This is a genomic window from Serratia sp. SSNIH1, from assembly GCF_002935055.1.
GTDB classification, from domain to species: Bacteria; Pseudomonadota; Gammaproteobacteria; order Enterobacterales; family Enterobacteriaceae; genus Serratia; species Serratia nevei.
Genome location: NZ_CP026383.1, coordinates 4,022,167 through 4,035,045 on the forward strand (window position 1 = coordinate 4,022,167; position 12,879 = coordinate 4,035,045).

General features: G+C 60.8%; 11 protein-coding genes. 8 read left to right on the forward strand and 3 right to left on the reverse strand.

Features of this window, described 5'->3' with window-relative positions; translation table 11 throughout:
- Positions 1-2: 2 nt before the first annotated feature.
- On the forward strand, positions 3-2,477 hold the full coding sequence (gene torA / locus C3F38_RS19410; protein ID WP_047730247.1) for a trimethylamine-N-oxide reductase TorA: 2,475 nt from the start codon (positions 3-5) through the stop codon (positions 2,475-2,477).
- A 154-nt stretch (positions 2,478-2,631) separates the two neighbouring features.
- On the forward strand, positions 2,632-3,807 hold the full coding sequence (locus C3F38_RS19415; protein ID WP_047730246.1) for a sugar efflux transporter: 1,176 nt from the start codon (positions 2,632-2,634) through the stop codon (positions 3,805-3,807).
- Here C3F38_RS19415 and C3F38_RS19420 read toward each other — a convergent pair.
- A complete protein-coding gene (locus C3F38_RS19420) occupies positions 3,804-4,058 on the reverse strand; it encodes a YkgJ family cysteine cluster protein (RefSeq protein WP_015378527.1) in 255 nt (84 codons plus the stop codon). The two genes, C3F38_RS19415 and C3F38_RS19420, sit on opposite strands and share 4 nt — an antisense overlap.
- 263 nt (positions 4,059-4,321) lie before the next feature.
- Here C3F38_RS19420 and mtr point away from each other — a divergent pair, with 263 nt between their 5' ends.
- Together mtr and yeiP are read left to right on the forward strand one after the other, a co-directional pair.
- Positions 4,322-5,566, forward strand: coding sequence for a tryptophan permease (gene mtr / locus C3F38_RS19425; protein WP_038876290.1), 1,245 nt, complete (start codon positions 4,322-4,324; stop codon positions 5,564-5,566).
- Between the two features lie 126 nt (positions 5,567-5,692).
- Positions 5,693-6,265, forward strand: a complete 573-nt coding sequence (yeiP, locus tag C3F38_RS19430) for an elongation factor P-like protein YeiP (protein WP_004935725.1) — start codon at positions 5,693-5,695, stop codon at positions 6,263-6,265.
- A 43-nt stretch (positions 6,266-6,308) separates the two neighbouring features.
- Here the strand turns inward: yeiP and uxuA are convergent, their stop codons facing one another.
- Positions 6,309-7,499: a mannonate dehydratase gene (gene uxuA / locus C3F38_RS19435; RefSeq protein ID WP_047730243.1), complete on the reverse strand. Its 1,191-nt coding sequence runs from the start codon at positions 7,497-7,499 to the stop codon at positions 6,309-6,311.
- Between the two features lie 293 nt (positions 7,500-7,792).
- On the opposite strand from uxuA, the gene C3F38_RS19440 reads away from it, so the two are divergent.
- Positions 7,793-9,265 carry a mannitol dehydrogenase family protein gene (locus C3F38_RS19440; RefSeq protein WP_057523691.1) on the forward strand — a complete coding sequence of 491 codons (1,473 nt, stop codon included), beginning with the start codon at positions 7,793-7,795 and terminating at the stop codon, positions 9,263-9,265.
- Between the two features lie 62 nt (positions 9,266-9,327).
- Here C3F38_RS19440 and C3F38_RS19445 read toward each other — a convergent pair whose 3' ends face one another.
- Positions 9,328-9,636, reverse strand: coding sequence for a type 1 fimbrial protein (locus C3F38_RS19445; RefSeq protein WP_033635274.1), 309 nt, complete (start codon positions 9,634-9,636; stop codon positions 9,328-9,330).
- A gap of 318 nt (positions 9,637-9,954) precedes the next feature.
- Here C3F38_RS19445 and C3F38_RS19450 point away from each other — a divergent pair, with 318 nt between their 5' ends.
- The 3 genes from C3F38_RS19450 to mepS all read left to right on the forward strand — a co-directional run bounded on the left by C3F38_RS19450 (position 9,955) and on the right by mepS (position 12,702).
- Positions 9,955-10,929 carry a GTP-binding protein gene (locus tag C3F38_RS19450; protein WP_038876297.1) on the forward strand — a complete coding sequence of 325 codons (975 nt, stop codon included), beginning with the start codon at positions 9,955-9,957 and terminating at the stop codon, positions 10,927-10,929.
- Positions 10,930-11,006: 77 nt separating this feature from the next.
- On the forward strand, positions 11,007-11,717 hold the full coding sequence (locus C3F38_RS19455) for a phosphatase PAP2 family protein (RefSeq protein WP_038876299.1): 711 nt from the start codon (positions 11,007-11,009) through the stop codon (positions 11,715-11,717).
- 409 nt (positions 11,718-12,126) lie between these two features.
- Positions 12,127-12,702: a bifunctional murein DD-endopeptidase/murein LD-carboxypeptidase gene (gene mepS, locus C3F38_RS19465; protein ID WP_038876300.1), complete on the forward strand. Its 576-nt coding sequence runs from the start codon at positions 12,127-12,129 to the stop codon at positions 12,700-12,702.
- The last annotated feature ends 177 nt before the right edge of the window (positions 12,703-12,879 follow it).

A 12,879-nucleotide genomic window follows, 5' to 3' on the forward strand; every position in this document is an offset into this window, starting at 1 on the left:
CAATGAGCAACCAACAACCGTTAACAATGAGCCGCCGCCGCTTCCTGACCGGGGCCGCCGCGCTGGCCGCCGCCCCGCTGCTGGCAGGCTTATGGCCCAAAGCGGCGCTGGCGCAGGCCATCAGCGAAGCGCTGCCGCAGTTCATCGTCTTGCGTCAGGCGCAAAAAGGCATTCTGACCGGCGCCCACTGGGGCGCGTTCGAGGCCATCGTGCAAGACGGCAAGATGGTAGGCGTGCAGCCGGTGCAGGACGATCCGTATCCGAATGAGCTGATCACCATGGCGCCTTATCAGGTGCACGCCGAGAACCGCATCAAATACCCGATGGTGCGTAAAAGCTGGCTGGAGGGCGGCCCCGGCAGCCGCACCGAGCTGCGCGGCCGCGACGAGTGGGTGCGCGTCAGCTGGGACAAAGCGACCGAGCTGGTGTGCAATGAGATCGTTCGCCTGCAGAAAGATCACGGGCCGCAGTCGATCTACGCCGGTTCCTACGGCTGGAAAAGCGTCGGTATGCTGCACAACAGCCGCACGCTGCTGCAGCGCCTGATGAACCTGACCGGCGGTTTCCTCGGCTACGCCGGCGACTACTCCACCGGCGCGGCGCAGGTGATCATGTCGCACGTGGTCGGTTCGATGGAGGTCTACGAACAGCAGACCGCCTGGCCGAACGTGATCGAGAACAGCGAGCTGGTGATCCTGTGGGGCTGCAACCCGATGGTCACGCTGAAAAACAGCTGGAACGTGCCGGATCACGTCGGCCAGACCGGCTTCGAGGCGCTGAAGCAGAAAGGCACCCGGGTGATCAGCATCGATCCGGTGCACAGCGACAGCGCCAAGTTCGTCAATGCGCAGTGGATCGCCCCGCGTCCTTATACCGACGGCGCCATGCTGATCGGCATCGCCCACACGCTGCTGACCGAGAAGCTGCATAACCCGGACTTCCTGAAAACCTACACCGTCGGCTTCGACAAGTTCCAGGCCTACCTGCTGGGCGAGAGCGACGGCGTGGCGAAAACCGCCGAATGGGCGGCCGACATCAGCGGCGTCGATGCCGACACGCTGCGCGGTCTGGCGCGCGAGATGGCGAAGCATCGCACCATGATCATGGGCGGCTGGGGCATTCAGCGCCAGCACCACGGCGAACAGCAGCACTGGCTGCTGGTGACGGTGGCGGCGATGCTCGGCCAGATCGGCCTGCCGGGCGGCGGCTTCGGCTTCAGCTATCACTATTCCTCCGGCGGCAGCCCGACCGCCAAGGGCGGCATCATCGCCGGCATCTCCGCCGGCAACGCGCCGAAGAACTCCCCGGCACCGATCCCGGTGGCGCGCATCGCCGAATGCCTGAGCAATCCGGGCAAAACCATCGACTTCAACGGTGCCAAGGTCACTTACCCTGAGGTGAAAATGGTGTATGTGGCGGGCGGCAACACCTTCCACCAGCATCAGGACACCAATAACCTGGTCAAAGCCTGGCAGCGGCCGGACACCATCGTGGTCAACGAGCCTTACTGGACCGCCACCGCCAAGCATGCCGACATCGTGCTGCCGGCCACCACCAGCTACGAGCGTAACGATCTGGAAATGGGCGGCGACTATTCGCAGCTCTACGTGTTCCCGATGCATCAATGCGTGCCGCCGCAGCACGAGTCGCGCAGCGACTTCGACATCTTCTCGGCGATGGCGGCCAGGCTGGGCGTGCAGGAAGCCTTTACCGAGGGCAAGGACGAAACCCAGTGGCTGAAAGGCATGTACGACGACATGAAGAACCAGGCGCGCGCGGCCCGGGTGGCGCTGCCGCCGTTCGACATGTTCTGGCAATCCAACAACTACGTGCGCTTCCCGGTGCCGGAGGCCAACAAGCAGTGGGTGCGCTTCGCCGACTATCGCGACAACCCGCTGTTGAACCCGCTGGGCACGCCGTCGGGCAAGATCGAGATCTACTCCGACGCCATCGCCAAAATGCATTACGAGGATTGCCCCGGCATCCCGACCTGGATGCCGCCGCACGAGTGGTATCGCGGGCCGGAAGCGGCCAAGTATCCGCTGTCGCTCAATACCGCGCACCCGACCAACCGGCTGCACTCTCAGCTCGACAACACGCCGCTGCGCGAGAAATACGCGGTAGCGGATCGTGAAGCTATCCTGATCCATCCGCAGGACGCGCAGCCGCGCGGCATCAGCGGCGGCGATCTGGTGCGGGCGTTCAACGATCGCGGCCAGATCCTGGTGGGTGCGGTGGTCAGCGAAGACGTGCGACCGGGCGTGGTGCGCATCAGCGAAGGCGCCTGGTTCGATCCGGCCGATCCGGCGCAGCCCGGCTCGCTGTGCAAGAACGGCAACGTCAACTGCCTGACCTTCGACATCGGCTCTTCCAGCCTGGCGCAGGGCAACTGCGGGCAGATGGCGCAGCTGCAGATCGAGAAGTATCGGGGGCCGGTATTGAAAAATACCGCGCACGCGGTGCCGCAAGGCGCCTGATTTACCGGCAAGCAAGGGGGCGCAACGCGCCCCTTTTTTCTCGTCGCCGCGCGACATATCCGTTTACCCTTCGCCGAAAGGGAGCGGTTTGCGTTTCATTTCAACGGGCGTATGATGCGCGCGACCTTCCTTTTTCGACGAATTCTCAACCACCATGCCGACTTCATCCGCAGTAACGCGACGCGCGCCCGATCTCACTTCGCTGGCCTTTTTGGCGGTGGCGTTTCTTACCGGCATCGCCGGCGCCCTGCAAACCCCGACGCTGAGCCTGTTTCTGGAAACCGAGGTCAAGGTACGGCCGGCGCTGGTCGGGCTGTTCTTTACCGGCAGCGCGGTGATCGGCATTCTGGTCAGCCAGTTTCTCGCCGGCCGTTCGGATAAACGAGGCGACCGCAAATCGCTGATCTTCCTCTGCTGCATGCTGGGTGCGCTGGGGTTCACGCTGTTCGCCTGGAACCGTGATTATTACCTGCTGCTGATCGTCGGCGTGGTGCTTACCAGCTTCGGCTCCACCGCCAACCCGCAGATGTTTGCGCTGGCGCGTGAGCATGCCGACCGTACCGGCCGCGAGGCGGTGATGTTCACCTCCATCATGCGCGCCCAGGTCTCCCTGGCCTGGGTCATTGGCCCGCCGATCGCCTTCGCGCTGGCGCTGGGCTTCGGCTTTAAGGCCATGTATCTGGCGGGCGCGGCGGCCTTTGTACTGTGCGGCCTGCTGGTGTGGAAACAGCTGCCCTCGATGCCGAAAACCGCGGCGACGAACGCGCCCCTGGCCGCACCGCGGCAGCACCGCCGCGATTCGCTGCTGCTGTTCGTCGCCTGCACCCTGATGTGGACCGCCAACAGCATGTACCTGATCAACATGCCGCTGTACGTGGTGCACGAGCTGCGGCTGCCGGAGCGGCTGGCCGGGATATTGATGGGCGCCGCCGCCGGGCTGGAGATCCCGATCATGCTGCTCGCCGGCCTGGCGGCGAAGCACTGCGGCAAACGCCGCCTGATGCGCGGGGCGGTGGTCGCCGGCGTGCTGTTCTACTGCGGCCTGCTGTTTATCACCGGCAGCTGGCAGCTCATCGCCCTGCAACTGCTGAATGCGGCGTTTATCGGCGTGCTGGCGGGGATCGGCATGCTCTACTTTCAGGATTTGATGCCCGGCCAGGCCGGGGCGGCCACCACGCTGTTCACCAACACCACCCGGGTGGGCTGGATCATCGCCGGCTCAATCGCCGGCGCGGTGGCGGAAATCTGGAACTACCATGCGGTGTTTTACGCCGCGCTGGCGATGACGGTGGGGGCCACGCTGTGCCTGTGGCGGTTGAAAGACGCTTAGGGCGCGGTGTCCGCTTCCAGCCTGGCGAGATAAATCAGCGCCTGATCGCGGTGATCGTGGCACATGTCGCGGCTCGGCTGCAGGCTGCCGCACACTTTGGGCCGCAGCGGCGAATGAAACAGGCCGCAGCGCAGCCGTTCATCCAGGTGAATGCAGCGGGTATTCGCGGGCTTGCCGTTCGGCATGCCGGGGATCGGGCTGGATATTGACGGCGCGATACAGCAGGCGCCGCAGTCGCTGCGACAGTCCATCACGCTACTCCTGGTGGGCTGGGGAAAAGAAGCGCGACAATAGCAGCCGCGCGCGGCTGCCGCCAGCAGAATCCCTGCGCCCCGGCGATCTTTACACTCATCGCCCTGCGCCGGCCGGCGTCATCCTATGGCGAATAAACGCCCAACACACCTTGATTTAAAGACAAAAACGCGTGAAACGTGCAATTACCCCGCTTTACATGCGCCATACACCCATGTACCATTGAGCTAGTACAAAAGAACCTCTTCCATCAGGAGCACGCATGTCTACGGACACCATCCAGAAGCTGGCCCGCCCTTCCGTCCTCGGCGGCGCGATGATCATTGCCGGAACCGCCGTTGGCGCCGGCATGTTTTCCATTCCGATCGTCACTTCCGGTGTCTGGTTCAGCGGCTCCGTCGCGCTGTTGGTGTATACCTGGGCCTGCATGTTGCTTTCCGGCCTGATGATCCTCGAAGCCACGCTGCACTATCCGAGCGGCGCCAGCTTCAATACCATGGTCAAGGACCTGCTGGGTAAAGGCTGGAACGCTGTGAACGGCCTGTCGGTGGCGTTCGTGCTGTACATCCTGACCTACGCCTATATCTCCGCCGGCGGCTCGATCATCGCCCACACGCTGGAGGGCATCGTCGGCGTCGGCCAGACCACCGCCGGCCTGGTGTTCGCGCTGGTCGTGGCGTTTATCGTCTGGCTCTCCACCCGCGCGGTCGATCGCCTGAGCACCATTCTGATCGGCGGTATGGTGATCACCTTCGTGATGTCGGTGGGTGACATGTTCACCCACGTGCAGCCTGCGGTGCTGTTCAACACCGGCGATGATCAGGCCAGCTATCTGCCTTACGCCCTGGCGGCGTTGCCTTACCTGCTGACCTCGTTCGGTTACCACGGCAACATTCCCGGGTTGGTGAAGTACTACCACAAGGACAGCGGCTCCGTGGTGCGCAGCCTGGTGTACGGCACCCTGCTGGCGCTGGCGATCTACATCCTGTGGCAGTATGTGATTCAGGGCAATATCGCGCGCGACGCCTTCAAGCAGGTGATCGCCGAGGGCGGCAATATCGGCAGCCTGCTCAAGCAAATGGGCAACGTCTCCAGCAGCCAGACCGTCAGCCAACTGCTGAACGCCTTCTCCTATATGGCGCTGGCCAGCTCGTTCCTCGGCGTGTCGCTGGGCCTGTTCGATTACCTGGCGGACTTCTGCAAGTTCAAGGACGACGCCGTCGGACGCAGCAAGACCGCGCTGGTGACCTTTGTGCCGCCGACCCTGGCCGCGCTGCTGTTCCCGAACGGTTTCCTGTACGCCATCGGCTTCGCCGGGCTGGCCGCCACCATTTGGGCAGTGATCGTGCCGGCGCTGATGGCGCGCGCCAGCCGCCGCCGCTATCCGCAGGCGGGATACCGCGCACCGGGCGGCAACGGCGTGGTCCTGTTCGTCATCCTGTTCGGGCTGATCAACGCCGCCGCGCATATTCTGTCGCTGTTCGGTCTGCTGCCGGTCTTCCACTAATCTCCGAAGGGAGAGCATCTGCTCTCCCTTTCCCGCACTGTTTTTACGCCGGGCTATTGCCTGAAATCAGCGGCGCGAGTACCTTGTCGCAACTTCTCTAATACTCTTCATTGCGGATGAATTGAAATGGCAAGAGCTAACGAAATTAAGCGCGGCATGGCGATCAGCTACAACGGCAAGCTGCTGCTGGTAAAAGATATCGACGTGCAGAGCCCGAGCGCCCGCGGCGCCAGCACCCTATACAAAATGCGCTTCTCCGACGTGCGCACCGGCCTGAAAGTGGAAGAACGCTTCAAGGGCGACGATATCCTGGACACCATTTCCCTGTCGCGCCGCAAGGTGAACTTCTCCTATATCGACGGCGAAGAATACGTGTTCATGGATGACGAAGACTACACGCCGTACATCTTCAAGAAAGACCAGATCGAAGACGAGCTGCTGTTCATTCCGGAAGGCGGCCTGCCGGGCATGCAGGTGCTGACGCTGGACGGCCAGGTGCTGGCGCTGGAGCTGCCGCAGACCGTGGATATGGAAATCGTCGAGACCGCACCGGGCATCAAAGGCGCTTCCGCCAGCGCCCGCAACAAACCGGCCACCATGGCGACCGGCCTAGTGATCCACGTGCCGGAATACCTCAGCGCCGGCGACAAGATTCGCATTCATATCGCCGAACGCCGCTACATGAGCCGCGCCGACTAGTCGACGCCAGCGGGGCCGAGTCCCGGCCCCGTTTCATTTTCCGCTACGGCAATTCCGGGAAAAAGCGCCGCTTGAGTGCCAGCTCGACGCCGCGCAGCTCCGCCAGCCCTTTCAACCGCCCGATGGCCGAATAGCCCGGATTGGTTTTCTTTTTCAAGTCGTCCAGCATCTGATGTCCATGATCGGGGCGCATCGGGATCGGCCGCCGATCGCCTGCCCGTTGCCGACGCAGCTCTTCGGTCAGGATCGCTTCGATCACCGCCACCATGTCCACATCGCCCTGCAGGTGCGCCCCTTCGTGGAAGCTTTTCGGGTTCTCCTCGCGGCAGGTGGCGCGCAGGTGGGTAAAGTGAATGCGATCGCCGAAGGTCTCAATCATCCGCACCAGATCGTTATCGGCGCGCACGCCGTATGAACCGGTGCATAGGGTGAAGCCGTTATAAATGCTGTCGACGGTCTGCTTCAGCCACTGCATGTCTTCAATCGTGGAGACGATGCGCGGCAGGCCGAGGATCGGCCGCGGCGGATCGTCGGGGTGCACCGCCAGCCGGATGCCGGCCTCTTCCGCCACCGGCACGACAGCGCGCAGAAAGACCGCCATGTTTTCGCGCAGCCGCGCCTTGTCGATGCCGTCGTATTCCGCCAACCGGCGGCGGAACTGTTCCAGCGTGTAGCCCTCCTCCGCCCCCGGCAGCCCGGCGATGATGTTACCGGTCAGCCGATTTTTTTCTTCCTCACTCATGGCGGCGAAACGGGCCGCCGCCTGGCTGCGTTCCTGCGGCGTATAGTCCGCCTCGGCGCCGGCGCGCTGCAGGATATGCAGCTCGAACGCGGCGAAGGCTATCTGATCGAAACGCAGCGCTTTGGAACCGTCCGGCAGCGGATAGGCCAGATCGGTGCGCGTCCAGTCGAGGATCGGCATGAAGTTGTAGCAGACGGTGTCGATGCCGCAGGCCGCCAGGTTGCGCAGCGACTGCTGGTAATTGGCGATGTACCGCCGCCAGTCGCCGCTGTGGGTTTTGATCTCCTCATGTACCGGCACGCTCTCCACCACCGACCACACCAGCCCCTTTTCCGCCAACAGCGCCTGCCGCGCGCGGATTTCGTCGATCGGCCAGACTTCACCGTTCGCGATATGATGCAGCGCCGTCACCACCCCGGTCGCCCCGGCCTGACGCACATCGTCCAAAGAAACCGGATCGTTCGGGCCATACCAACGCCATGTTTGTTCCATGTTTTGTCCTTATACCTGTCTCGCACCGCAATGCTGTTATACCAGTTTAATTTAGATGTCAGTTATCTTTAACTTACTCTTTCGGCCTGCGCTGTCAAAACCGATCCCCTCATTGGTTGATCCACTTCACGATTCTGGCTTATTTTGGACTGACCAATTCCTTTAACTGGCCGACATCTTTACACTGGTCGCAGTTTTTTATCACCGGTGCCACCCTGCCTGCACGGCGGAAAACTGGTCTGCTAACTTGGCGCAAGTGGCCCGCAAGCTGTCTTACCCGTTTTGGAGATGAGATGAAAACGATCGCCAACACCCCGCTGCCGAGCGCCGTCCGGCAGCCGGACTATGACCGCCGGGCCCTGCGCAGCCGCATCGTGCACCTTGGCTTCGGCGCGTTCCACCGCGCGCATCAGGCGCTGCTGACCGATCGGCTGCTGAGCGCCCAAGGCGGCGATTGGGGCATTTGCGAAATCAGTCTTTCCGGCGGCGTGCCGCTGTTTGAGGCGCTGCGGCAACAGGATCATCTGTACAGCGTGCTGGAGAAAGGCGCGGACGGCCATCAGGCCATCGTGGTCGGTGCGGTGCATGAGAGCCTGCATCGCAAGCTGGAAGGCATCGCCGCGGTGCTGGAGAAGCTGGCCGAGCCGCAGGTGGCGATCGTTTCGATGACCATTACCGAAAAAGGCTATTGCATCGAGCCCGGCAGCGGGCGGCTGGATCGACAGCATTCGGGGATCGTCGCCGATCTGGCGTGGCCGCATCAGCCGCAGACCGTGCCCGGCATTTTGGTGGAAGCGCTGCGGCTGCGGCGCGAACGCGGCTTGCCCGCCTTCTCCCTGCTCTCCTGTGACAATATTCCGGAGAACGGCCACGTGCTGCGCCGGGCGGTGCTCGATCTGGCGCAGGCGCGGGATCCGGCGCTCGCCGACTGGATCGCCACCGCCGCCACCTTCCCCTGCACCATGGTGGATCGCATCGTGCCGGCCGCCACGTCGGCCACGCTGGATGAGATCGCCGCCGCGCTGGGCGGCGTGCGCGACGAATGCGCCATCGCCTGCGAGCCCTTCATCCAATGGGTGGTGGAAGACAACTTTACCGCCGGACGCCCGGCGTGGGAGCAGGCTGGCGTCCAACTGGTCAGCGATGTACTGCCGTTTGAACACATGAAGCTGCGCATGCTGAACGGCAGCCATTCGTTCCTGGCTTACCTCGGTTACCTGGGCGGCTACCGCTATATCAACGAGTGCATGGCGGATGAGCACTACCGCCGCGCCGCCCTGCGGTTGATGCTGGACGAACAGGCCCCGACGCTGAGCGTCACCGGCATCAGTCTGGCCGACTACGCCGCACAGCTTATCGCGCGCTTCAGCAATCCGGCGCTGCAACACCTCTCCTGGCAGATCGCCATGGACGGCTCGCAGAAGCTGCCGCAGCGCCTGCTGGACGCGGTGCGCTGGCATCTGCGGCACGGCGGTGACTATAGCGGGCTGGCGCTGGGCGTGGCGGGCTGGATGCGTTACGTCGGCGGCGTCGATGACGCCGGTCAGCCGATCGACATTCGCGATCCGCTGGCAGACGTGTTGCAACAGACGATCGCCGCCACGCCGGACGATCGGCGGCGCGTAACGGCGCTGCTGGCGCTGAAATCGGTGTTCGGCGAAACGCTGGCGGCGCATGCGGCGTTTACCGAAGCGGTAACGCAAGCCTATTTGTCGCTGCGCGATCGCGGGGCGCGTGAAACGGTGAAGGAGTGGGTGATGCGGTGAGGAGCCTGCAGGGCCGAGAATAACCATGCCGGCGTAACGTTACGCCGGCATGGCGGAACGACTTAACGATAAACGACCGTCATAACAGCGAGCTTCTTCTGTTGGTCTACCCACTTCATTTCGGTTGTGCCTAGATTTAGCGGAAGTTCTTTGCGTGTAGTATCAAAACCTGACAACGCTTGCTGGGCCTGATAACGCTGGCCGTTGCGGTAACATTGCGTATTCGCCTTAGAATCTGCAATATTGACCGTGCAAGGACTTTCAACGATAGAACCGACGAAGCGAATTACCCCGCCGGCCACTCCTGCATGACTCACTGCCGTCCATGAAAACAACATTCCTACGATCAAAAATAACCGAAAGGTATTCATGGCAACCTCATTTTTAGTTAAGCCAATTTAACCATAGAGGATCTTGTTAGGAATAATCGCAAGGAAAGGGACGCAATTTGATCGTTAATCGCGTCATTAACAATGTAAAAACAAGCTACTAACAAAAGTTAACCGCATCTAATACAGGGTTTTATCTAAGAATTTTCTTGCTTTGAAAAGTGGCTTTTGCCGGTTGAAAAGCGCAGGGTGACGTGCAAAATTTGCGAGATAGAGCACAAATTAAATTGCGGCCGCTTCATCGACAAGGCAGCGTAACTCATTTATTAAGCAAGTTAATTTTTACACCAGGAATTATTAATGACCAAAACCAATTTGATTACCGGCTTTCTCGGCAGCGGTAAAACCACCACCATCCGCCATTTGCTGGCTCATAAGCCCGACCAGGAACGCTGGGCGGTACTGGTCAACGAATTCGGCGAGATCGGCATCGACGGCGCGCTGCTGGCGGACAGCGGCGCGGTGCTCAAAGAGATCCCCGGCGGTTGCATGTGTTGCGTTAACGGCCTGCCGATGCAGGTGGGCTTGAATATGCTGCTGCAGCAGGCCAAACCGGACCGGCTGCTGATCGAGCCGACCGGGCTCGGGCATCCGAAACAAATCCTGTCGCTGCTGACCCAGGAGAGCTATGCCGGCTGGATCGATTTGCAGGCCACGCTGTGCCTGCTGGATGCCCGCCAGCTCAGCCAACCCCGTTACCGCGACAACGAAAACTTCCGCGATCAGCTGGCCGCGGCCGACGTTATTTTGGCCAGCAAAAACGATACCTATCAGCCGGAAGACAGGTGGGCGCTGGAAGCCTGGAGGGCGCAAGATCCGCTGCAGCGGCCCTGCTACACCATCGCGCAAGGCCAAGCGGATGTCGCGCTGTTGTCCCTCCCGCGCACGAATCGTGCAGAATTACCGGACGCGCAGCATCATCATGGTCAGGCGAAAACGCAGGGGCTGGCGGCGCTGCGATTGCCGGAGCACGCCCGCTGGCGGCGAGCGCTGAACGAGGGGCAAGGCTTCACCAGCTGCGGTTGGATTTTTGACGCCGACACCCAGTTCGACACCGTCGGCTTTATGGAGTGGGTACGACTCGCGCCGGTCGAACGCGCCAAAGGCGTGGTGCGCATTCCCGAAGGCACATTGCTGATCAATCGTCAGGGGCAGGATCTCAACATCGAAACCCGCCCGCTCGCGCCGCTCGACAGCCGGATTGAACTGATCCACAGCGAAAATACCGACTGGAACGCCCTGCAATCCGCCTTGTTTAAGATTCGTTTAAGTTAAACCCCGTACCGTTGCCCCCCGGTTGTCGCAGGGCGGCCGTGTTTTGTTTCGTTTTCATTTTTTCAACAGGTTATGTCATGACACGCCGCAATTTACCCTTCATTCTCTTCTTCAACTTACTGGGCGTTGCGCTGTTTCTGTCCTGGTTCCTGCCGGCCAATCACGGCGGCTGGTTTACCCTGGATTCGGCGATTTTTTTCTTCTTTAACCGCCATCTGGCCACCGACCCGGCATTTTTGCATCTGGTCGCCATCACCAATAACCGCGCGTTTGATGTCATTTCGCTGCTCGCCATGGGTCTGCTGTATCTGTACTTCTACCTGAAGCAGGACGCCGCCGGCCGCCGCCGCCTGGTGATCACCGGCGTGGTGATGCTGCTGACCGCCGTGGTGCTGAATCAGCTTGGCCATCTGCTGCCGGTGAAACATCCGAGCCCTACCCTGACCTTCGACAATATCCATCGCGTCAGCGAGCTGACCGGCATCCCGACCAAGGACGCTTCCGGCGACAGCTTCCCCGGCGACCACGGCATGATGCTGATTATTTTTTCCTGCTTTATGCTGCGCTATTTCGGCCGCGGTGCCTTCGCCGTCGCCCTGCTGATTACGCTGGTCTTTTCATTACCACGCGTGATGATTGGCGCCCACTGGTTTACCGATATCGCCGTCGGTTCGCTGTCCGTGGTGCTGGTAGGCGCCAGCTGGGTGCTGATGACGCCTTGCAGCGACTGGATTGTCGATCGGTTGAATCGCCTGTTGCCCGGCAAGCACCGCCCCGGCCAACCATAACTTGCGTCTATGACTCATGCCGGGAGGCCCACGCCTCCCGTGCTCTCCCCCCCGCAGCGCGCAAAATTTCACCGCCGTCCGTTAACCCTTTTGCAACCTGATTTCACGCCAGATTCATACATCGGACAATTGGCGTTTTTTATATGAAGATTTACATTATGTTACATCACAAATTCATATAAAAAAGACGGCAAAAAGGCTCGCAATCCCCTATTTGTTCCGGTAATCTCAGATGCGTTTGTGCCTGGTTTAAGTCGAATCAGTATGGAATCCGATAAAAATGTGCGTTCTCGCACGTTTTCAACGGTAACTGGTTGTCGATGCAACAGGTGCGGACTAGGCTCGTTCCGTTTGGCATTTTTCAGGTAGCGACTTTCGTCGTTAAGGACTTCAAGGGAAAACAACAACAATGGTCAAATCTCAACCGTTTCTGAGATATTTTTTGCGGGTAGTCCCTGCAATTGCCGCGGCGGTTATGCTGTCAGCGTGCAGCTCGACTCACACTTCGAACTTGAATAACGCACAAACTGAGATGCGTGCAGTTAATGACAAAGACGGTCTTTTACTGCAAGCCTCTCAGGATGAATTCGAAGCAATGGTCCGCAACGTTGACGTCAAGTCAAAGATTATGGATCAGTACGCGGACTGGAAAGGCGTTCGCTACCGCTTAGGCGGTGACACCAAGCGCGGCATCGATTGCTCGGCGTTTGTGCAGCGTACCTTCCGCGAACAGTTCGGCATGGATTTACCGCGCTCTACCTATGAACAGGAAGATCTCGGCAAGAAAATCCAGCGCACCAAGCTGCGCGCCGGCGATTTGGTGCTGTTCCGCGCCGGCTCTACCGGGCGCCATGTCGGCATCTATTTAGGCAACGATCAATTCGTTCACGCCTCCACCAGCAGTGGTGTCATGATTTCCAAGCTGACCGATAACTATTGGGACAAACGTTATCGAGAAGCGCGCCGGGTGCTGACCAGCGGCTGACGGCGCATCGCCTTGAAGATTCTGAATACCAAACGAGCGATAAGCGCCGCCTACGGGCGGCGTTTTTTTTGGCGGTTGAACAGGTTCCCTCGCGCCTGGTCCCTGGCTTATCGTCACCTATCCCCGCTTAACGCCGCCGCACGCCATTATTTTGATAAACTGTTGGCAGGAAATCAC

What these genes read in the sequence shown, in the direction of transcription:
- C3F38_RS19440 (WP_057523691.1), top strand. Translation starts at nt 7,793, where the DNA reads ATGAAAACGATCGCCAACACCCCGCTGCCGAGCGCCGTCCGGCAGCCG.
- yeiP (WP_004935725.1), top strand. Translation starts at nt 5,693, where the DNA reads ATGGCAAGAGCTAACGAAATTAAGCGCGGCATGGCGATCAGCTACAAC.
- C3F38_RS19420 (WP_015378527.1), bottom strand. Translation starts at nt 4,058, where the DNA reads ATGGACTGTCGCAGCGACTGCGGCGCCTGCTGTATCGCGCCGTCAATA.
- C3F38_RS19455 (WP_038876299.1), top strand. Translation starts at nt 11,007, where the DNA reads ATGACACGCCGCAATTTACCCTTCATTCTCTTCTTCAACTTACTGGGC.
- uxuA (WP_047730243.1), bottom strand. Translation starts at nt 7,499, where the DNA reads ATGGAACAAACATGGCGTTGGTATGGCCCGAACGATCCGGTTTCTTTG.
- mtr (WP_038876290.1), top strand. Translation starts at nt 4,322, where the DNA reads ATGTCTACGGACACCATCCAGAAGCTGGCCCGCCCTTCCGTCCTCGGC.
- C3F38_RS19415 (WP_047730246.1), top strand. Translation starts at nt 2,632, where the DNA reads ATGCCGACTTCATCCGCAGTAACGCGACGCGCGCCCGATCTCACTTCG.
- torA (WP_047730247.1), top strand. Translation starts at nt 3, where the DNA reads ATGAGCAACCAACAACCGTTAACAATGAGCCGCCGCCGCTTCCTGACC.
- C3F38_RS19445 (WP_033635274.1), bottom strand. Translation starts at nt 9,636, where the DNA reads ATGAATACCTTTCGGTTATTTTTGATCGTAGGAATGTTGTTTTCATGG.
- C3F38_RS19450 (WP_038876297.1), top strand. Translation starts at nt 9,955, where the DNA reads ATGACCAAAACCAATTTGATTACCGGCTTTCTCGGCAGCGGTAAAACC.
- mepS (WP_038876300.1), top strand. Translation starts at nt 12,127, where the DNA reads ATGGTCAAATCTCAACCGTTTCTGAGATATTTTTTGCGGGTAGTCCCT.